At 69.7% G+C, this 19,749-nt stretch carries 17 protein-coding genes; 13 read left to right on the top strand and 4 right to left on the bottom strand.

The window, feature by feature from the left end; genetic code table 11:
* Positions 1–92 precede the first annotated feature (92 nt).
* From ACFYP0_RS30080 to ACFYP0_RS30070, 3 genes are all read left to right on the top strand, one after another.
* Positions 93–854: an ABC transporter ATP-binding protein gene (locus ACFYP0_RS30080; protein WP_386998364.1), complete on the top strand. Its 762-nt coding sequence runs from the start codon at positions 93–95 to the stop codon at positions 852–854.
* Positions 851–3,322, top strand: a complete 2,472-nt coding sequence (locus ACFYP0_RS30075; protein WP_386998363.1) for an ABC transporter permease — start codon at positions 851–853, stop codon at positions 3,320–3,322. The genes ACFYP0_RS30080 and ACFYP0_RS30075 overlap by 4 nt, the downstream gene beginning before the upstream one ends.
* Before the next feature lie 98 nt (positions 3,323–3,420).
* Complete coding sequence (locus ACFYP0_RS30070) at positions 3,421–3,723, top strand: hypothetical protein (RefSeq protein WP_386998362.1); 303 nt, start codon at positions 3,421–3,423, stop codon at positions 3,721–3,723.
* A 223-nt stretch (positions 3,724–3,946) separates the two neighbouring features.
* Here ACFYP0_RS30070 and ACFYP0_RS30065 read toward each other — a convergent pair whose 3' ends face one another.
* From ACFYP0_RS30065 to ACFYP0_RS30055, 3 genes are read right to left on the bottom strand one after another with little or no spacing between them, the layout of a single operon-like run.
* The gene (locus ACFYP0_RS30065) at positions 3,947–4,510 is read right to left on the bottom strand and encodes a GerMN domain-containing protein (protein ID WP_386998361.1); all 564 of its coding nucleotides are present in this window, start codon (positions 4,508–4,510) and stop codon (positions 3,947–3,949) included.
* Complete coding sequence (locus ACFYP0_RS30060; protein WP_386998360.1) at positions 4,507–5,862, bottom strand: sensor histidine kinase; 1,356 nt, start codon at positions 5,860–5,862, stop codon at positions 4,507–4,509. Before ACFYP0_RS30060 ends, ACFYP0_RS30065 begins: the two co-directional genes overlap by 4 nt.
* The gene (locus ACFYP0_RS30055) at positions 5,859–6,548 is read right to left on the bottom strand and encodes a response regulator transcription factor (RefSeq protein ID WP_386998359.1); all 690 of its coding nucleotides are present in this window, start codon (positions 6,546–6,548) and stop codon (positions 5,859–5,861) included. The genes ACFYP0_RS30060 and ACFYP0_RS30055 overlap by 4 nt, the downstream gene beginning before the upstream one ends.
* A 148-nt stretch (positions 6,549–6,696) precedes the next feature.
* Here ACFYP0_RS30055 and ACFYP0_RS30050 point away from each other — a divergent pair, with 148 nt between their 5' ends.
* The 8 genes from ACFYP0_RS30050 (at position 6,697) to ACFYP0_RS30015 (ending at position 14,715) form a co-directional block, all read left to right on the top strand.
* Complete coding sequence (locus ACFYP0_RS30050; protein ID WP_386998358.1) at positions 6,697–7,119, top strand: STAS domain-containing protein; 423 nt, start codon at positions 6,697–6,699, stop codon at positions 7,117–7,119.
* A gap of 148 nt (positions 7,120–7,267) precedes the next feature.
* On the top strand, positions 7,268–7,885 hold the full coding sequence (locus ACFYP0_RS30045) for an STAS domain-containing protein (RefSeq protein WP_355498166.1): 618 nt from the start codon (positions 7,268–7,270) through the stop codon (positions 7,883–7,885).
* 174 nt (positions 7,886–8,059) lie between these two features.
* Positions 8,060–8,335: a GlsB/YeaQ/YmgE family stress response membrane protein gene (locus ACFYP0_RS30040; protein ID WP_355427273.1), complete on the top strand. Its 276-nt coding sequence runs from the start codon at positions 8,060–8,062 to the stop codon at positions 8,333–8,335.
* Positions 8,336–8,446: 111 nt separating this feature from the next.
* Positions 8,447–8,740: a BON domain-containing protein gene (locus ACFYP0_RS30035; protein ID WP_386998387.1), complete on the top strand. Its 294-nt coding sequence runs from the start codon at positions 8,447–8,449 to the stop codon at positions 8,738–8,740.
* Between the two features lie 221 nt (positions 8,741–8,961).
* Positions 8,962–10,941 (top strand): acyl-CoA dehydrogenase family protein, encoded by a 1,980-nt coding sequence (locus ACFYP0_RS30030; RefSeq protein ID WP_386998357.1) that lies wholly within the window; start codon positions 8,962–8,964, stop codon positions 10,939–10,941.
* Between the two features lie 70 nt (positions 10,942–11,011).
* Positions 11,012–11,245, top strand: a complete 234-nt coding sequence (locus ACFYP0_RS30025; RefSeq protein WP_386998356.1) for a hypothetical protein — start codon at positions 11,012–11,014, stop codon at positions 11,243–11,245.
* 550 nt (positions 11,246–11,795) lie between these two features.
* Positions 11,796–13,289: a glucose-6-phosphate dehydrogenase gene (gene zwf / locus ACFYP0_RS30020; RefSeq protein WP_386998355.1), complete on the top strand. Its 1,494-nt coding sequence runs from the start codon at positions 11,796–11,798 to the stop codon at positions 13,287–13,289.
* Between the two features lie 202 nt (positions 13,290–13,491).
* Entirely contained in the window at positions 13,492–14,715 is a 1,224-nt protein-coding gene (locus ACFYP0_RS30015; protein ID WP_386998386.1) for a PP2C family protein-serine/threonine phosphatase, read from the top strand.
* On the opposite strand, the gene ACFYP0_RS30010 is transcribed toward ACFYP0_RS30015, so the two are convergent.
* Positions 14,716–15,081, bottom strand: coding sequence for an STAS domain-containing protein (locus tag ACFYP0_RS30010; protein WP_386998354.1), 366 nt, complete (start codon positions 15,079–15,081; stop codon positions 14,716–14,718). It lies immediately after the preceding gene.
* A 188-nt stretch (positions 15,082–15,269) separates the two neighbouring features.
* Between ACFYP0_RS30010 and ACFYP0_RS30005 the strand changes: the two genes are divergently transcribed.
* Together ACFYP0_RS30005 and ACFYP0_RS30000 are read left to right on the top strand one after the other, a co-directional pair.
* Positions 15,270–19,436 carry a SpoIIE family protein phosphatase gene (locus tag ACFYP0_RS30005; protein ID WP_386998353.1) on the top strand — a complete coding sequence of 1,389 codons (4,167 nt, stop codon included), beginning with the start codon at positions 15,270–15,272 and terminating at the stop codon, positions 19,434–19,436.
* Positions 19,433–19,732 carry an STAS domain-containing protein gene (locus ACFYP0_RS30000; RefSeq protein ID WP_124855855.1) on the top strand — a complete coding sequence of 100 codons (300 nt, stop codon included), beginning with the start codon at positions 19,433–19,435 and terminating at the stop codon, positions 19,730–19,732. The genes ACFYP0_RS30005 and ACFYP0_RS30000 overlap by 4 nt, the downstream gene beginning before the upstream one ends.
* The last annotated feature ends 17 nt before the right edge of the window (positions 19,733–19,749 follow it).

The raw sequence follows: 19,749 nt of genomic DNA, 5'->3' as shown, positions 1-19,749 counted from the left end.
TGGCAGCCCGCGGGATGGTCGCCGTTCTCCCACGTCAATAGCGTTTCTGGTGCGCGCAGTTCTTGCCGATCAAACGGAGAGAGGCCACCAGAATGCCGGAGTATCCGGGACAGACAATCGAACCGGCGGTACGCGTCGAACAACTCACCCGCGTGTACGACACCGGCCCTGATCAGGTGACTGCGCTTGCCGGCATCGATGTCGGGTTCGACCGGGGCACCTTCACCGCGGTGATGGGGCCCTCGGGCTCCGGCAAGAGCACGCTGCTGCAGACCGCCGCCGGGCTCGACCGGCCCACCTCCGGTCGGGTGGTCATCGGAGGCACCGACCTGTCCGGCCTGTCCGAGACCCGCCTGACCGAGCTGCGTCGTACCCGGATCGGGTTCGTCTTCCAGGCGTTCAACCTGATCGGCGCGCTCACCGTCGAGGAGAACATCGTGCTGCCCCTGCGCCTGGCCGGCGTCCGGCCGGACCGGGCCTGGCTGACCCGGGTGGTCGAGCGGGTCGGCCTCACCGACCGACTGCACCACCGGCCGGCCGCGCTCTCCGGCGGCCAGCAGCAGCGGGTGGCGATCGCCCGGGCGCTGGCCACCCGCCCCGAGGTGATCTTCTCAGACGAGCCCACCGGCGCCCTCGACTCGCGGACCGCGGCGGAGGTGCTGACGCTGCTGCGCGCGGTCGTGGACGAACACGGGCTGACCGTGGTGATGGTGACCCACGATCCGATCGCCGCGTCGTACGCGGACCGCGTGCTCGTGTTGGCCGACGGTGCGATCGTCGCCGACCTTCCGCAGCTCGGAGCCGCCGGTATCGCCGAGCACCTGGCATCGCTGGATCGCCGGGTCCTCCGATGACCGGCCTCGCCGCCCGCCTGCTGCGGCACCGCGCCGGCCCCGCCGCCGCGACCCTGCTGGCCCTGATGGCCGGCGTGCTGATCCTGGTAGCGATGGGCACGCTCGTCGAGTCCGGTTTGCGTTTCCGCGCGGAGCCACGGCTCTGGGCCGCGGCCGACGTGGTCGTCGCCAACCGCACGGTCAGTCACACGTTCAAGGAGTTCGGCGGCGACACCACCACGAGCACCGTCATACTGCCCGAGGGCGGCACTGTGGACGCGGCAGTGGTGGACCGGATCCGCCAGGTGCCGGGGGTCACGGCCGTCACCGGCGACGAAAAGGTGGTCATCGGCTCACCCGCCGCCGTGGGACACGGCTGGGACACGTACGCCTTCACCGGTCGTCCCATCGCCGCGGGTGCCGCGCCACGGGCCGACGACGAGGCGCTTGTCGACACCCGGTTCGGCGTGGCACCCGGCAACCGCATCGACCTGGTCGTCGGCGGGGTCAGCCGGTCGTACCGGGTGAGCGGAACCGCCGAGACCGGTTCGGCGGAGGTGTTCTTCACCGACGCGCAGGCCGCCCGGTTGTCCGCCCACCCAGGCCGGGTGGATGCGATCGGCGTGCGGATGGCGCCCGGCGCCGACCTCGGCGCGGTACGCGAGATCGCGTCGGAGGCCGGCGCCACGACGTACGCCGGGAAAGACCGTGGCAACGTCGAGCAGTCGGAGAACCAGGCCGCCCAGACGTTGCTGGTCACGGCCGGATCGGCTTTCGGGGGGTACGTCGTCCTGCTGATCGTCTTCGTGGTGGCCGGCACCATCGGGCTGTCCGTCCGGCACCGTCGACGTGATCTGGCGTTACTACGCGCGGTCGCGGCCACGCCGGGGCAGGTCCGCCGCATGCTGATCGCCGAGGCGGCGCTGCTCGCCCTGGTCGGCTCTGCGATCGGCGGCCCGGCCGGCCTGCTGGCGGCCCGTTGGGTGCACGGCGAACTGGTCGAACGGGGGTTCGTGCCGGCCAGCTTCCCGCTGGCCGGCGGCCTGTTCGCGGTGCCGGCCGCAGTCGGTACGGCGGTCCTCGTGGCCGTGCTCGCCGCGTTGGTCGCCGGACGCCGGGTCACCGCGATCAAGCCGATCGAGGCGCTCGGCGAGATCGCTGTCGAGCCTCGGCGTAGCGGCCGGGTGCGGCTGATCGCCGGCGTGCTGACGCTGGCGGCGGCCGGCACCTCCGGGGCGTTCACGCTCGGTGCCGCCGGGTCGACCGGGGCGCTGGCCGGCGCGGTCGGCATGCTGTACCTGTTCGTCATCGCGGTGGCGCTGCTCGCACCGAGGATCAACGCGTACGCGGCACGCCTGCTGACACCGCTGTTGCCGCGGATGTGGAGGGTCAGCGGCTACCTGGCTGCGGCCAATCTGCGGGCCAACGCGCAGGGCATGGCGACCGTCCTGACCGCCCTCGTACTGTCCGTGGGGCTCGGCGGCTCGGTCTGGTTCCTGCAGAACAACCTGGAACGGCAGACCACCACGCAGAGCAGCGCGGGAACCCTCGCCGAGCGGGTGCTCGTCGCTCCGGGTGGGCTGCCGGCGGACGCGGCGCGGGAAATCCGCGAGTTGGCGGGGGTGCGGGCGGCCACCGGTGTGCACCGTACCCAGGTGCTGATGCGGGTGCTCGGCGGAATCGAGCCGGTCAACGCGCAGTCGGTCGACCCGGCGGGCATCACGTCGACGATGGACCTCGACGTGCGCGAGGGCAACCTGGCCGACCTGCGCGCGGGCACTGTCGCCCTGTCCGCGACGCAGGCGTCCTCGTCCGGCTGGGACGTCGGCGATCAGGCGGAACTCTGGCTGGGTGACGGCACCCCGGTCACGTTGGACGTCATCGCGATCTACGGCCGTGGCCTCGGCTTCGGCGACGTCACGCTGGCCGCCGAGACGGTCGCCGGGCACACGGCCACGGATACCGGCGACGAGATCCTGGTCAGCGCCGGCCCGCAGGCCGGCACCGCGTTGGCCACCTGGGCGGCTGGGCGACCGGGCACCGAGGTTCTCGACGCCGCCACCCGAACGCGTCTGATCAGCACCGATCTGGCGATCGGCGCGTGGCTGAACCGGCTGCTGATCGGCGTGATGGTGGGGTACGCGGCGCTGGCGGCGGCCACCACGATGGTCATGGCCGCGCTGGCCCGCCGCCGCGAGTTGGCGTTGCTCCAACTGGTCGGGGTCACCCGCCGGCAGATTCGGAGAATGGTCCAGGCCGAACAGGCCGGGCTGCTCGGCACCGCGGTACTGATCGGCGCGACGATCGCGGCACTGAGCCTGAGCGCGATCGTCAACGGACTGACCGGCAGCCCGATCCCGTACGTCCCGCCGCTCGGTTGGGTGGCGGTGCTCGGCGGCACGACACTGCTAGCGTTGGCGACCACGGTGTGGCCCGTCCGACGGCTGCTCAGCGCACCTCCGATCGACAACATCGGTGTGAGGGAGTAGGCGTCGCGGCGTCCCTTGCTTCGCGGTCGCGTCCATAAAAGACACCCGCCGCCCCGACCACCACCGCGACCAGCACCGCGGCCAACGACGCGGCCACAGTGAAGGCCTGCGCCGACATCAAGAAGGACATCAAGGACAACGCGGCCAAGGTCACCGAGGCCGAGAAGATCGGCCCGCCAGCCGGGCACTTCGCGGTCAGTGCCCAGTGGGCCGCCGGCTCGGTCGCGATCCTGGCGCACTCGATAAGCGCCAACGAGGCAGTCACCGCCGCCTCCGAGAAAATCCAGAACGAGATGATGGGCCTGAGCGACGCGTACAACAAGTCCGCCAAGGCCAAGCCCAGCAAGAAGGCCCTGGAAGCCGCCATCAAGGAACTGGACACCGCCTGCTCGGCCGCCTGACCGGTTCGACCACGCAATCGGCGGTGACCGTCACTCGGACGGTCACCGCCGATTCGCATATCCGTGCGGCCTGCGCCACCTGGGCCAGCGGCCTCGGAGCACCCCACGGTCAGCCTGCGCGACGCCCAGCGAGCCACCGCTAAGAGCGGCGCGCTGTTCCCGGCAAGCCGCAGATCCCCCCTTGGAGCAGGGATCGAGGCTCAGCGGGCGGTAGGGATGAAGATCAACGAGGGGTGATCAGTGGTGCGAAATCGGCGCGGGTGAGGGGCTGGTCGGACAGTGAACCGTCGGACCGAGGCACTCTGAGAGGTCGGCCATCACGGAAAAACGTGACGGTGGCGACGTCGTCGCGGCTGGTCAGGGTGCACACGATCTGCCCGAAGGCGAGGACCTCGTCGCTGCGGCCGGCGTCGTCGCCGGGTTTGTCGACCACGACGCGGGCCTGGCCGCCGATCACGGTGACGCCGGCGGCGTTGACCGCTCCCGGCAGCGCGCTGGTCAGGTCGGTGTCCCGTTCGGCTGCGGTCGGTCCGGCCAGCAGATGCCGCAGTTGGTCCTCGATCCCTGGCAGCCGGTCGACGCGCCGGACGAAAGAGATGATGCGGTTGTCGCGGACAAAGCAGAGTGTTTCGGCGGCAGGGCCGGCTGGTGCGGTGGTGTCGGCGGGCGCGGAGCTCTGAAATGGTCCTTGCGGGGCCTGCACTACGCGGGGGGCATCGTCGGTGGGGATGCTGCAGCCGGTCAGCAGTGCGGCAAGCGCCAGCACGACGAGATGACGGCGGTTCATGGCAGGCTCTCCGGCAGGGTGACACGGAAGCAGGCGCCTCCGCCGGGCCGGTCCCCGACGGTGACCTGACCGGCGTGTGCTGCGGCGTGCTGTGCGACGAGCGCGAGTCCTAGCCCTGTGCCGTCGCCGGTGCCGCGGGTGTGAGCTGCCCGCCCCCGGACGAAACGGTCGAAGATCGCTTCACGATCCTCGACGGACACCCCGGGTCCGTCGTCGTCGACTTCGATGATGCCGGCGCTACCGTCGCGGCCCAGTCGGACGCTTGCGGGACCGCCCCCGTAGGTCACCGCGTTGTCGAGCAGGTTCGCCAGGACCTGCGCGACACGGCGCCGCTCGACCAGCCACACCGCCGGCACGTCGGGTGCGAGATGGACGAGGGTCGTGGGCAGGTCGAGGGCCCGGCAGGCATCGCGGGCCAGCGTCACGACGTCCACAGGGTCCCGGTGGGCTGGCTGGTCACTGCGGGCCAGGTCGATCAGGTCGTTGACGAGCCGTTGGAAACGGTCGATCTCGTCGGCGACGAGCCCGGCCGCGATGGCGGTTCGTTCGTCCTGGTGTTGCCGACGGCGGGCAAGGACGCTGGCCGCCGCAGCGAGGGTCTGCAACGGGGAACGCAGCTCGTGGCTGACATCGGCGGCGAAGCGCCGGTCCCGCTCGATGCGGCGGGCCAACCGGTCGACCATCTGATTGAACGACGAAGAGAGGCGGGTCAGATCGGGGTCGGTGGCCGGGTCGAGGCGGGCGGTGAAGTCACCGGCAGCGATCTTCTCGGCCGCGTCGGCGACCGCCGTCAGCGGGCGTAGCCCGTGCCGGGTGGCGTACCAGCCGAGCGCCGCGCCAGAGCCGGCCACCATGATCGCGACGGTGGTCAGCGCGAGCGCCAGAACCTGGAACGTCTGTTCCAGCTCCCGGAGCGAGTTGATCTCGAAGTACGTCGCCGACGCCGACAGGGGCACCCCGACGACCAGGACAGATTGGCCGTCGACGCGTACCCGCTGCACCGCGGGCTCGCCGGCCGCGACGACCCGACGCAGCTCAACGGGAACGGCAGCGGTGGTGGTGGGGTCGGCGGTACGGGCATACCACTCGCCGTCCAGGTGCAGCACCGGCCGTCGAATCCCGCCCGTGTCCAGCGACCGGAGCACCTCCACCACATCGGGGGTGTCGGTGTCGAGCCCGGCGCGAACGACGGTAGCGTCGAAGTAGGCCGCGCGCAGGGCGGTGCGTTCCCGCTCGTCGAGCAGGGATCGGCGGGTCAACTCGTAGGAGACCAGGGCCATCGACGCCGAGAGCAGAAGCGCCCCGACGGCGAACACGGCAGTGACCCGGGTGCGCAGTCCGAGGCGTCTCATCGTTGCAGCTTGTAGCCCAGGCCCCGCAGGGTGACCAGGTGCCGCGGGTTCGCCGGGTCCGGCTCGATCTTCTGCCGCAGCCGTCCCACGTGCACGTCGACCAGCCGTTCGTCGCCGCTGTCATACCCCCAGACCCGTTCGAGCAGTTGCTGGCGGGACAGCACCCTGCCGGCATGTTCGGCCAGCTCGCACAGCAGCCGGAACTCGGTACGAGTGACCGGTACAGGTTGGCCGGCTCGGCGCACCTCTCCCCCGTCAGGGATGATCTCCAGCTCGCCGACCACGAGCACAGGCACGGGCTCCGGCACGTGCCCTGCGACGCTGGTACGGGCGCGGCGGCGCAGGGCGCGTAGCCGCGCGGTCAATTCCTTGATCGCCACCGGCTTGACGACATAGTCGTCGGCGCCGGCTTCGAGAGCGGTGACGATGTCGTGCGTGTCGTCGCGGGCGCTGACCACCACGATCGGTACGTCGTCGTGACGGCGCAACTGCCGGATGCACTCGAAACCGTCGAGGCCGGGCAGCATCAAGTCGACCAGCACGTAGTCGGCCGGGTCGCGGCGCTGCACGCGCAGGCCCTCCTCGGCCGTGGCCGTCCCGAGAGCGTCGTAGCCCTCCTCTTCGAGCGCGAGCAACAACGCCAGACGGATGCGGTCGTCGTCCTCGATCACCAGTACGGCCGTCATACCGGGCATCATCCCCAGACGACCGGCTCGGCGGCCAACCGTGGCAGCCGGTTGGCTGATTTGTCACGGAACTGTCACAGATCCGCGTGGTGATCGCCAAGCCAGCACGGCAGGGTCCTAGACGACCGCGTCGGTGAAGGAGAGGAGTGTGCCCGTGACAGGACCGCTGGCAAACACGACGTGCACGCTGCCGCTGGTCGAGGTGTGCATCACCGAGTTCGCCCTGGCCTGCCTGCCGGCGACCGGAGCAGTGTTCGACCGACTGTTGGCCTTACACCCCGCACAGGTGGTGGTCGACCTGTCTGGGTGCCGGCACATCGACGCCGCTGCCATCGGCCTCCTCCTCGACGTGCACCGGCGGCTGGCCCGTGCCGACGGGGTCCTCACCATCCGCAACCCGAACCCGCGCATCCGGCGCATCCTGCACACCGCCCATCTGGACCAGATCCTGCCGGTCGTCGACGGTGCCTCATCGTTGCCGTCCTGCACGCCCGGGACGGGACAGGAACCCGCCTCCGCACCACCGGCGTTGGTCGCTCATGGCCGCGCCCCGGTGAGAGCCCGGCATTGACGAGCGCCAACGGTCTCACCTTCCCACCATCGGGCTGGACCGCCGCCCGGCACGGAAACACCTGGCTCGGAAGCCAAGCCGCTTCGGCACTGCACGAATGCCGTGTCCCACCGCTTGGAGAGACATGGACCCAGGAAGGACCAGAAGAATGACAGTTGTCCCGGACGACCACCTCATGACCCTGATCTGCGACACCTGCGGCGACACCGTCAAAGCCACCGCGTGCGTGCTCCCCGACGCGGAGGTCGTCTGGACCCTGGTGTCCGAACAGGGCTGGAGCGGTTCCCCGTTCGCCACCGGCCCGCACCGCTGCCCGCACTGCAGCCTGCTGCCGCCATCTGGTGGCGGCCACGCGTCGTGCGGCGATCACGGTCCTGGTGGCATCCTCGGCATCGACCACCTCGACGATGTGACCGTTGTCGCCGCCGGCGGTGACGTCGATCTCGACAGCGGGGACACCCTGCGCACCGCCCTGCGGCACGCGGCCGACATGGGCGGACACGTCGTGGTCGACCTGAGCCGAGTACACCTCATCGACTCCACCGGCCTCGGTCACCTCGTCCGTGCCCACCGCGAGGCCCGAGACCGTGGGGCCACCCTCTGCCTGGCCGCGCCGTCGCGGTTCATCCGCACCGTCCTGCACACGATGCGCCTGGACGGCGCCTTTCCCACTTTTGACAGCCGCGAGGACGCCCTCGCCCAACTGTCCGAGGGGTCGGTGTCGGAGCGGTCAACCGCCACCGCCGCCACGGCCACCCCTTCCTGATCGAAATCGGTCCCGGACCGAGGGAATCCTCGCCGCCGGTAGCGACAACCGGCACCCAGGGATCGGATCACAAGGAGCCAAGGCCGTTCGAATGGCCGCTGGTGCACGGCCAATTTTCCAGAACCAACCCCACTCTGTCGTAGCACTCGTACTCGAAGGACATCCGAGGAGCCCATGAGCATCGCTGGCCTCGTCACCGCGCTCCTCGTCGGCGTCGCTGTCGGCCTGCTCGGCAGGCTCGTCGTCCCAGGACGCCAGGAGGCCCCGATCTGGCTGACAGTGTCCGTCGGGGTGGTCGCCGCGCTGGCGGGCAGCATCGTCGCCCGTCTCGCGGGCGTCGACACCAGCACCCTCAACCTCTTGGCCCTGGTCATCCAGGCCGGCCTCGCCGGCATCGGCGTCGTACTCGTCGTGGCCACCGCCAGGCCCGACCCATCCGACTCCCCCTGAACCGGAGACGACGCAGCGCCAGCACCAGGAGCCAGCCACGAGCACGGTCAGGCCGGCTCACCGTCCGCTATCCCGCGCGGCCTCATCACAATCAAGGAGCTGACCGTGTACATGCCATGGCCGTTGCCCGATGAGAACTGGTTCGCCGACACCTCCCACCAGCCCGAGCCGGACCCCGAGGACCTGAGACTTGAGGCGCTGGTCGCGCAACGACTGAGCATCGACTGGACCACGAGGCGCCAGCAGATCACCGTTTCCGTGCAGAACCGGGTCGTCATCCTCGCCGGCGTGGTGAGTGACGCGAACGCGCGGCAGGTCGCGGCGGACCTCGCCTACGACGTGCCGGGCGTCTTCGACCTCTGCAACACACTGCGGCTCAGCGGCCCGCGGCGAAGCCACTGGTGACCGACGATCATCGGTGACTCCGGCTCAGGGCCACAGGCAAGGCGCGAATGGCCCCTCCGTCTGCACGCGGCCCACAGACGACGAAGCGGCGGCGAGCAGATCACCAACGCCGGAGGGGGTGGCGCGGCGACTGTGGCACGGTCGCTGTCGGTGCTCACGGTCGCCGCTATCCTTGATCGAGTACGACCTGTACGCATATGTCCGCCAGCTGAGGGGGAACCGTGCCCGATCAGATCGACCTCGCTCGCCTGCGGGACGTGCTCGACGGACCGTGGGCCGCAGTCCGCAACGCGCACCGGGAGCACCTCGACGCGCGTTTCCTCCCGGTCTACGGCGAGACCGGTGACCAGGCACGGGAGCGGATCACCCGGTTGCTCACCGAACTCCCCGCCGAGCTGGGTATGGCGTCGGCCTTCCCCACCGAGTACGGCGGCAGCTCCGATGTCGGCGGCTCGATCATCGCCAGCGAGATGCTGGCGCAGGTCGACCTGTCACTGATGGTAAAGGCCGGAGTGCAGTGGGGCCTGTTCGGCGGCGCAGTCGCAGCCCTCGGCACCCGCCGGCACCATGACGCCTATCTCCGGGACATCGTCTCGGGCACGATCTTCGGCTGCTTCGCCATGACCGAGACCGGGCACGGCTCCGACGTCCAGCAGCTGCGCACCACCTGCACGTACGACCCGCAGACGCAGACCTTCGACCTGCACACCCCGCACGAGGCGGCCCGCAAGGACTACATCGGCAACGCCGCGCGGGACGGGCGGATGGCGGTGGTCTTCGCGCAGCTGATCACGAACGGCCGACGGCACGGCGTACACGCGTGGTTGGTGCCGATCCGCGACGCGCAGGGCAACCCGCTGCCTGGCGTGCGCATCGGCGACGCCGGGCCCAAGGCCGGCCTGCTCGGCGTGGACAACGGGCGGCTCACCTTCGACCACGTACAGGTGCCGAGGGACATGCTGCTTGACCGCTACGGTCAGGTCGCACCGGACGGGACATACTCCAGCCCGATCGAGAACGACTCCCGACGCTTCTTCACCATGCTCGGCACCCTGGTCCGCGGCCGGGTGAGCGTGGGTGGCGCCGCGTCGGCGGCCACCAAGTCGGCGCTGACCATCGCGGTGCGCTACGGCGACATCCGCCGCCAGTTCGGCACGCCCGACGCGGACCGGGAGGTGCTGCTCAACGACTACCTGGCCCACCAGCGCAAGCTGCTGCCCGCCCTGGCCACCACGTACGCGCTGCACTTCGCCCAGACCGAGCTGGTAGCCGCGCTCAGCGAGGTGCAGGGCGGCGACGGGCCGGTCGACGAGCACCGGCAGCGGGAGCTGGAGTCCCGGGCCGCCGGTCTCAAGGCCGCGCAGACCTGGCATGCGACCCGCACCATCCAGATGTGCCGCGAGGCGTGCGGCGGTGCCGGCTACCTGGCCGAGAACCGGCTACCCAGCCTCAAGGCCGACACCGACGTCTTCACCACCTTCGAGGGCGACAACACGGTGCTGTCGCAGCTGGTGGCCAAAGGGCTGCTCACCGGCTACCGGGACGAGTTCGGCTCGCTGGACGGTTGGGGGCGCGCCTCCTTCGTCGCCGAGCAGGTCCGCGAGATGGTGCTCGAACGCACCGCCGCGCGGTCGCTCATCGAGCGGCTGATCAGCGCCGTACCCGGTCGCGACGACGAGGTCGCCGTCACCGACCGCGGCTGGCAGCTCAAGGCCTTCGAAGACCGCGAGAGGCACCTCCTCGACGGCGCGGTCCGCCGCCTGCGCAACGGCGCGGCCACTAAGAAGAACCAGCCCTTCGACATCTTCAACGACGTCCAGGACCACGTCCTCGCCGTCGCCGCCGCGCACACCGACCGGATCACCCTGGAGGCGTTCGTCGCCGGCATCGAAGACACCGCCGACACCGCGGTCCGGGCGCTGCTCTCCCGCGTTTGCGACCTGTACGCGCTCAGCGTCATCGAGGCCAACAAGGGCTGGTTCCTGGAACACGGCCGACTCACTCCGGCCCGCTCGAAGGCGATCACCGGAGTGGTCAATGCTCTACTCAAAGAGCTACGCCCGCACATGCGGACGCTCGTGGACGGCTTCGCCATCCCGGACTCCTGGCTGCACTGCGCCATCTTGAGAGAGGAACCTCTCCGGCAGGAGACGATGGTCACTCATGACGCCGCCGGCGATTCGCAGGTAGTACCGGCGTAGGCGTAATTGATCGGTTTCCCGGCCACTCGTGCGGGTACCGCCGCTGGTCAGGACCGAGGAAGGGACGCCCATGGCCGAGCGGGAACAGCAGCGCGACGAGGATCAGACCGGGGTGCCGCAGGACGAGGCGGCCCGCGGCACCCGGGCGGTACAGGACGCCCACGGTGGCAGCATGGCGCCGGGGCTGGTCGACGACACCGGTCACCCGGTGGCGCAGGCGCCGGCCGACCGGTTGGCCGAGACCGAGGGCGCGGACACCGCGTTCGGATACGCCGAGGAGGTCATTACAGAGGACGGGTCCTAGGGAAACCTGGAGCCGCAGGCGGGGTCGACGCAGTACGCGCCGTTGGGTGCGGTTCAAGACCGTTCAGGGCACCCTGTTGCTCCCGACCCGATGTGGAAAACGGTCCGCGTCGTCGCCATCGCGCTCGACATGCTGGACGTCGACGCGTCGCGCGACCGCTTTCGACCAAGGCGCCCTCAGGGCCGCAGACATTCGTTCAGGTGGATGGGTTAGCGGCGCTGACGACTTCGACAGCTTCCTGGCGCCGGTCTTCGCGGAGCTCTGCCGCTTCTACCGCTCGACGGCGGCCCAGTGCCAGGCGGTGCTCCTTGGCCTTGTCTGAGATTGTCAGTCGGACGCAGGACCTGTAGGCATTTCCATATGTCGCCTGCGGCGGTGATGGGGAGGCCACCGAATCGCCTATCCGGTAGCCCGGCATGCGACGCTCAAGCTCCGCGACCAACGGGCCACGCCGGGTGGCCCCCGGACACTACCGCCACAGCCACAATTCCTGGCATGACAGCACGGCACCCCCAAACCCCACACCCCTTGTGCCCGGAGGAAGCAGAACATGGACCACGCATCTCAGCTCATCCAGGAGCGGAGTGCCCCGCCGGCCACGCTGGTGATCTTCGGTGCCTCCGGTGACCTGACCCGGCGTAAGCTGCTGCCCGCAGTCGAGAGCCTGGCTCGGCACGAGCGGCTCCCGGACCAGTTCGCGGTGGTCGGCGTCGCGCGCACGTCGATGACCGACGAGCAGTTCGCCGAGAGCGCCCTCGGCGAACGTACCCTCGCCAGCAAGCGCCAGCTCCAGGGCGGCGTGCGGTACGTGGCCGGCGGCTACGACGACCCGGAGACCTACAAGCGGCTCGTGGAGACCCTCAACGAGTTGGACGCACAGCGGGGAACGTCCGGCAACCGGCTCTTCTACCTGTCCACCCCGGCCGGGGCCTTCGAGCCGGTGATCAACGGACTGGCCGGTGCCGGGCTCAACCAGCCACGCGAAGGCTCCTTCTCCCGCCTGGTCATCGAGAAGCCGTACGGGCGCGACCTGCTCACGGCCCGCGAGCTCGACGGCGTCGTGCACAGCGCGTTCGACGAGCACCAGGTCTTTCGTATCGATCACTATCTGGGCAAGGACACCGTCCAGAACGTGCTCGCGCTGCGCTTCGCGAACTCGATCTTCCAGCCCATCTGGGATCGCTCCTGGGTCGACCACGTGCAGATCACCGTCGCCGAGACCCTGGGCGTCGGCAGCCGCGGCGGCTTCTACGAAGACGCCGGCGCGATGCGGGACATCGTGCAGAACCACGTGCTCCAGGTCCTCGCGCTGGCACTGATGGAGCCGCCGGCCTCATTCGAGGCTGAGGGCCTACGCAACGAGAAGGTGAAGCTCCTGCAGGCGATCCGGCTTCCCACCGACCGGGACATCGCCGAGGCCGCGGTCCGGGGACAGTACACCCGGGGCGGCACCCGTGAGGATTTGATGGCCGGCTACCGCGAGGAGGCCGGCGTCGATCCCCTGTCGCGGACCGAGACCTATGCGGCTATGCGGCTCAACGTGGACAACTGGCGCTGGGCCGGGGTGCCGTTCTACGTACGCACCGGCAAGCGCCTGCCGGCCCGGCTCACTGAGGTGGCACTGCAGTTCCAGCGGCCGCCGCACCTGCCGATTCCGACCGACCAGCTCACCGGCCTCGATGCTGACGCGCTGATCCTGCGGATCCAGCCGAACGAGGGCATCTCCCTGCGCTTCGGTGCCAAAGTGCCGGGCCACTCCTTCCGGGTCCGCACCGCCACAATGGAATTCTCCTACGACCAGACGTTCGTCGAGGAATCCCCGGAGGCGTACGAGCGTCTGCTCCTGGACGCGCTGATCGGTGACGCGTCGCTGTTCATCCGCAGCGACGAGGTGCAGCAGTGCTGGCGGATCGTCGACCCGATCATCGACAACTGGGAGAAGGACAACTCGCCGATCCCCACCTACGAGGCCGCCTCCTGGGGCCCGACCGACGCCGACCGGCTCATCGGCCGGCACGGCCGCAAGTGGCGCAACTCCGCGTGACCCTCCCACAACGAGTGGCACCGCGCTGCTGAGCCCGAACGCTTGGTCTCACCATCGACGCGCAGCGCGGTCATCTCAGTGAACCGGTCATCGAGTCGACGGCCGGCCATCCCGGGCGGTGAGGATCCTCGTGCTCGGGGCTGACCCGCCGGTCTCGTAGGCTGAGACCGTGGAAACTAGTCGAGGACGGATCGTGGCTCAGATGTTGGACGCGACGGAAAACGCCTCGCCGGTCGACGCAGTCGAGGCGGTCACCCGGGAACTCGGTGTGGCGCTGGGGGCACGTACCGTCGCGTTCCTGATCGCCGACCTCAGCGGTCGGGCGTTGGTCCGGTTGGCTCACGTGCCGCTTGACGACACCGCGACGGGACGCCGGGACGGCGCCGAGGTCGCCACGGTGATGCCGTTCGACGGCGGGCCCGCCGAGCAGGCGCTCCGCACGCAGACGGTGCAGGTTGTCGCACAGTCTGACCGGTGGACGGTGTTGGCACCGGTGACCGACCGCGGTGAGGCGATCGGCCTGCTGGAGATGACCCTGCCGGACGAGCCCACCACGCCGGCGTTGGAGGAGATCGCCCGCACGGCGCACGTGTTGGCGTTCGTGGTGATCGCCAACCGGCGGTATACCGACCTGTTCGAATGGGGGCAACGCACGACCCCGTTCACCCTGTCCGGGGAGATCCAGCGCCGCCTGCTGCCCGCCTCGTTCACCTGTGAGGCCAGCGCGTTCACCCTCTCCGGGTGGCTGGAACCCGCCGCGAGCATCGGCGGGGACACCTTTGACTACAGCCTCGCCCGCGACCTCCTGCACTTCAGCGTGACCGATGCAATGGGTCACGGGGTGGCCAGCGCGCTGACGGCCACCCTCGGTGTGGGCAGCCTGCGCAACAGCCGCCGCCGCGGGGTGGGTCTGGTGGAGCAGGCCGCTGCCGCGAACGCCGACGTGGCCGGACACACCGCCGTGCCGGGCAGCTACATCACCGCGGTCCTCGGCCGCCTGAATCTTCGCACCGGGGTGTGCGCCCTGCTCAACGCAGGGCACCTGCCGCCGATGCTCGTACGGGACGGGAACACCCGGACGGTGCCGCTACCGGCCGGCTACCCGTTGGGCATGTTCGCCGAGGCCGACTACCGCGCCGGTGAGATCACGCTGCGACCGGGCGACCGTCTGGTGTTGGTCACCGACGGGGTGCAGGAGCGCAGCGCCGCCAGCCTGGATCTGCCGGCCATGCTGCGGTCGATCGCTGGTCTGCACCCGCGCGAGGCTGCCCGGGCATTGGCCGACGCCGTAATCGAGGTCAACGGACCGGACCTGACCGATGACGCCACCCTTTTCATCCTCGACTGGCACGGTGGGCACCGCGAGAACCGGCGTACGAGCGCTGGCGCCGACCAGACGCGTGCCAGCAGCGCGCTGCCCGACTGACTACCGGCCGGTTGCGCCTTCCGAGGAGAGCACATCGGCTTCGGCCGCCCGCACAGTGTCATAGACGTCAACGACTCGATCCACCGACGTGATGGTCAGGACGCGGTGCACGGCGGGTTGCACCGCGGCGAGGCTCAACCGACCGCCGCCAGCACCGAACGCCTTGAACATCACCACCAGGGCACCGAGCGCGCTGGAGTCCATGAATCTCACCCCCGCCAGATCGACCACCACCTGACGGTCACCGGCGTTGATCAGCCCTTGCAGAGCCTCCCGCAATTGCGGGGACGTCGCCATGTCCAACTCGCCCCGCACCTCGAGCACGGTGCAACCCCGGCCCGGCCGCACCGACAACAGCAGTTGCACAACACACTCCCCACGCCGATTATCCCGCTCACCCTATTCCGCCGCCTGGGCCGGCAGTCTGGCCTTGTTCTACGATGCCGCGAGGCGTCTGTGCCGTTGGCGAGTCGGCGCTGAGGGCGGCACCGACCCTGGACGGCCCGACTGGTGGCCGCCGGGTCAGGCCTGCGGTTCGAGGGAGTGTCGCAACGATGAGCAGCGCTGAACAGCGGCCGTTTACCAGGGCTGACGTGTTCGCCGGCGACGGCGAGATCGGCCGTGACCTCGCGAAGGTGGACTGGGCCTCGACTCCGCTGGGGAACCCTGCGGGCTGGCCGCAGAGTTTGCGGACGGCGGTGAGCATCCTGCTGTCGTCGCGCTTCCCGATGTGGATGGCCTGGGGTCCTCAGCTGACGTTCTTCTGCAACGCCGCGTACCGGCGCGACACCCTCGGCCGCAAGTATCCGTGGGCTTTGGGTCGGCCGGCCAGTGAGGTGTGGGCGGAAATCTGGCCGGACATCGGCCCCCGGATCGATCGGGTGCTGACCACCGGGGTGGCGACGTGGGACAAGGCGTTGCTGCTGTTCCTGGAGCGGTCCGGTTACCGGGAGGAGACCTACCACACCTTCTCCTACAGCCCGCTGCGCGACGACGACAACGTCCTCGTCGGCATGTTGTGCGTGGTCAGCGAGGACACCGAGCGGGTCGTCGGCGAACGGCGGATGGCCACGTTGCGTGATCTCGGGTCCGATCCCAGCGTTGTGCGTACCGAAGAGGAGATGTTGACCTTCGCCGGCCGGCAACTCGGCCGCAACGACCTCGACCTGCCGTTCACGGCGATCTACCTTCTCGACAGTGACGGCAGTGCCCGCCTGGCCGCGGCTGCGGGCATCCCCGCAGGTCACTCCGCAGCGCCCAGCACGATTCCGGCCAACGAGTCGACCCCGGTGTGGCCGGTGGCGGCACTGACGCGGGGGGAATCGCGACGTGTTCCGCTCGATGGCGCCCCGTTCGGAGGACTGCCGACCGGTGCCTGGTCACAGCCGCCCACGCAGGCTCTCCTGGTACCGCTGCTGCAACAGGGCGACACGCCGTACGGCTTCCTGGTGGCCGGCTTGAATCGGTACCGGCCACTCGATGACGGTTACCGAGGGTTCATCGAACTGGCCGCGGGCCACGTCGCGGCCGGGATCGCGAGCGCGCGCAGCTACCAGGCGCAGCAGCAGCGGGCCGAGGAACTCGCCGAGATCGACCGCGCCAAGACGGCATTCTTCTCGAACATCAGCCATGAGTTCCGCACTCCACTGACGTTGATCATGGGACCGTTGGAGGAGCTGCGTTCCCGTGTCGGCGACACCGACGAGGGGGTGCGCGAGGAGTTGCAGGTCATGCACCGCAACGGGCTGCGGCTCGGCAAGTTGGTCAACGCGCTGCTGGACTTCTCCCGGATCGAGGCCGGACGGATGCAGGCCCGCTACGAACCGGTGGACCTCGCCGCGGTCACCGCGGACCTCGCCAGCGTGTTCCGCTCCGCCGTCGAACGCGCGGGTCTCACCTTCGAGGTGGACTGCCCCCCGCTACCCGAGCCGGTGTACGTCGACCGGGGCATGTGGGAAAAGATCATCCTGAATCTCCTCAGCAACGCCCTGAAGTTCACGTTCGACGGTTCGATCCGAGTGAGGCTGCGGGCCGAGGCCGGCCGGGCCGTGGTGACCGTCGCCGACACGGGGATCGGCGTGCCGGCCGAGGAGATGCCGCGGCTGTTCGAGCGGTTCCACCGCATCGAGAACGTCCGCTCACGCTCGAACGAGGGCAGCGGCATCGGCTTGGCGCTGGTGAGGGAACTCGTCGGGCTGCAGGGCGGCGACATCACCGCCGACAGCACCATCGGACACGGCACGGCCTTCACCATCGGGCTGCCCTTTGGCAGCGTTCACCTGCCGCCTGGCAGCGTCGCCCGCGCGGGTGACTACGACATCTCCACCACCGCCGAGCCGTTCGTCCAGGAGGCGCTGCGATGGCTGCCAGCACAGTCGGCAGCGAGCGGGGATCCAGCCGTGCTCTTCGAAGAGGATGTCGCTTCGAGCGTGAAGGAGACGACGCCAGGCGTGAGCGCAAGCCCGGCTCACATCCTGGTCGCCGACGACAACGCGGACATGCGGGAGTACCTCACCCGCATGCTGCGCATGGCTGGTTATCGGGTTGAGGCGGTCAACGACGGTCAAGCCGCACTGCTAGCGGCACGCGTCCACCATCCCGATCTGGTCGTCAGTGACGTGATGATGCCCCACTTGGACGGTCTGCAGCTGCTAGCCGCACTGCGCGCCGACCCCCGTACGACGGGAACGCCTGTCCTGCTGCTGTCGGCGCGGGCAGGGCAGGAGGCCTCCATCGAGGGGTTGGAGGCGGGGGCGGACGACTACCTGGTCAAGCCGTTCGCCGCCGCCGAGCTGCTGGCCCGGGTGCGGACGAACGTGAAGTTGGCCCGCCTGCGCAATCACCACGCCCGGTGGCGCACCGCGCTGGTCGACTCGCTGCAGGAGGCGTTCTTCGTCTGCGACGACAGCGGTGCCGTCATCGAGATCAACACCACCTTCACCGACATCCTCGGCTACGGCCCCGAAGGGCTCCCCTACGCGTCCACGCACCCCTGGTGGCCGAGCCGGGAGACGGAGCCGGAGGCACACCAGCAAGTCGCCGATGCCCTCACCCTGCTCATCGGTCAGACCAGCGGCACGTACACCATCCCGGTGACTCACCGCGACGGGCATCGTCTGTGGGTCGCCGCCGCATTCAACCAGGTGCAGGACCCCGACACCGGCCGACGGGTCATCGTCGGCACCTTCCGCGATGTCACGGCGGAGCACTACGCCGTGCAACGGGAAAGCGCACTGGCGGCCCTGAGCATCCGGCTGTCGCAGGCGGACAACCTCACCGACGCCCTGCACGGCGTCCTCGATGAGCTACAGGGGCTGTGGCGCGCCACCCGCGTCCTCGCAGCTGTCTTCGACGGCTCCCACACCCCAACCTTCGCCACGACCGACCCACACCAACACTGGGACACCCTCACCGACCAGCGCCGGCGAACTCTCACCGCCCTGCGGGATCGGCCCCTGCTCACCACGGTCGCGGACCAGACCACTGGCGTCGGAATCGCCGTCGAGCACCCCTACGGCAGGATGGCCCTGTGGATCGACCTCGGCGAGAGGCGCCCCGTCACCGAGCAGGACGAGACCCTGCTGGCCCTGCTGGCCGGTCACCTCGGTCAGGGACTGCACCGCGTACAGCAGATCGATCAGCAGCGGGAAACAGCCCTCGCGTTGCAACGGGCCATCCTCGGCCCCGCGCAGCTGCCCAGCGGCTTCGCCGTGCGGTACGCACCCGCCACGCGACCGCTGAAGGTCGGCGGTGACTGGTACGACACCATCGCGCTCGTCGACGGGCAGATCGGCATCGTCGTCGGAGACTGCGTCGGTCACGGACTGCAGGCCGCCACCGTCATGGGACAACTACGCAGCGCCTGCCGCGCCCTGCTGCTACAGGACTCCAGCCCGTCCCGCACCCTCACCGCACTCGACCGCTTCGCCGCCCAGTTACCCGGGGCCCTGTGCGCGACGGTCTTCTGCGGCGTCCTCGACCCGACGACCGGACAGCTGCGCTATGCCAGCGCCGGGCATCCTCCCGCCATCGTCACCTCTCCCGACGGCACCACCCGACTGCTCGACCAGGGCCACTCCCGTCCCCTCGGAGTTCGGGGCAGCGCCGAACGGCCCGAAGCTGAGGAATTCGTGCCGGCGCGGGCGACCTTGATGCTCTACACCGACGGGCTCGTCGAACGCCGCCGCCAACCACTCACCGCGGGCATCGACCGCGTCGTGACGGTGATCCAGAACGGACGCGCCCACCCCATCGAGACGCTCGCCACCGACGTCATGAACCAACTCAGTCCGCCGGGTGGATACGACGACGACGTCGCGGTCCTGCTCTACCGCCACCCCGGCCCGTTGGAACTCAACTTCGCCGCCGAGCGCGCCGGTCTCGCACCCGTACGCACCGCCCTGCGGAGCTGGCTCGAGCGCTGCGGACTCGATCCCACCAACGCCTACAACGTCCTGGTGGCCGCCGGCGAAGCCTGCGCCAACGCCGTCGAGCACGGCCACCGCGACGACCCCGGCGGACGGATCCGGCTGCGGGCCACCGCCACCGCCACCGGCCTGCACCTCAGCGTCACCGACAGCGGACGCTGGAAGACACCTCAACCGGACGTGGACACCCACCGGGGACGAGGCCTGGTCCTCATGCGTGCCCTGATGGACGCCATCACCGTCACGCCCGGCACCACCGGCACCACCATCGACATGCAGGCGAGGATTCCATGAGCACCGCGCTGACCCTCACCACCAGCCACCGACCCGACGGCACTCCCGTACTGACCGCGACCGGCGAGGTCGACATGAGCAACGCCGCCGACTTCGCGGCCGCCCTCACCCGCGCCGTAGAAGCCGCCCCCGGCCAACTGACGGTCAACCTGACCGCACTGCAATACCTCGACAGCGCGGGCCTCGCCGTCCTGTTCCCCCACGTCGAACGGATCCACCTCATCACCAGCCCACTCCTGGCTCCCGTCCTGACCATCGCAGGCCTCGGCGACCTGATGACGGTCACTCCTGCCTGATCGGTCAGGGTTGTTTG

This window comes from Micromonospora arida, assembly GCF_042873195.1.
Lineage (GTDB): Bacteria > Actinomycetota > Actinomycetes > Mycobacteriales > Micromonosporaceae > Micromonospora > Micromonospora arida.
Note: the sequence above shows the minus strand (reverse complement) of the source record. Positions and strands in the feature narration are given on the sequence as shown.

Bases quoted from the DNA above. Each gene is read 5' to 3' on its own strand.
- ACFYP0_RS30080 (WP_386998364.1), top strand. From the start codon at position 93: ATGCCGGAGTATCCGGGACAGACAATCGAACCGGCGGTACGCGTCGAA.
- ACFYP0_RS30075 (WP_386998363.1), top strand. From the start codon at position 851: ATGACCGGCCTCGCCGCCCGCCTGCTGCGGCACCGCGCCGGCCCCGCC.
- ACFYP0_RS30065 (WP_386998361.1), bottom strand. From the start codon at position 4,510: ATGAACCGCCGTCATCTCGTCGTGCTGGCGCTTGCCGCACTGCTGACC.
- ACFYP0_RS30060 (WP_386998360.1), bottom strand. From the start codon at position 5,862: ATGAGACGCCTCGGACTGCGCACCCGGGTCACTGCCGTGTTCGCCGTC.
- ACFYP0_RS30055 (WP_386998359.1), bottom strand. From the start codon at position 6,548: ATGACGGCCGTACTGGTGATCGAGGACGACGACCGCATCCGTCTGGCG.
- ACFYP0_RS30045 (WP_355498166.1), top strand. From the start codon at position 7,268: ATGACAGTTGTCCCGGACGACCACCTCATGACCCTGATCTGCGACACC.
- ACFYP0_RS30040 (WP_355427273.1), top strand. From the start codon at position 8,060: ATGAGCATCGCTGGCCTCGTCACCGCGCTCCTCGTCGGCGTCGCTGTC.
- ACFYP0_RS30035 (WP_386998387.1), top strand. From the start codon at position 8,447: ATGCCATGGCCGTTGCCCGATGAGAACTGGTTCGCCGACACCTCCCAC.
- ACFYP0_RS30025 (WP_386998356.1), top strand. From the start codon at position 11,012: ATGGCCGAGCGGGAACAGCAGCGCGACGAGGATCAGACCGGGGTGCCG.
- zwf (WP_386998355.1), top strand. From the start codon at position 11,796: ATGGACCACGCATCTCAGCTCATCCAGGAGCGGAGTGCCCCGCCGGCC.
- ACFYP0_RS30015 (WP_386998386.1), top strand. From the start codon at position 13,492: ATGTTGGACGCGACGGAAAACGCCTCGCCGGTCGACGCAGTCGAGGCG.
- ACFYP0_RS30005 (WP_386998353.1), top strand. From the start codon at position 15,270: ATGAGCAGCGCTGAACAGCGGCCGTTTACCAGGGCTGACGTGTTCGCC.
- ACFYP0_RS30000 (WP_124855855.1), top strand. From the start codon at position 19,433: ATGAGCACCGCGCTGACCCTCACCACCAGCCACCGACCCGACGGCACT.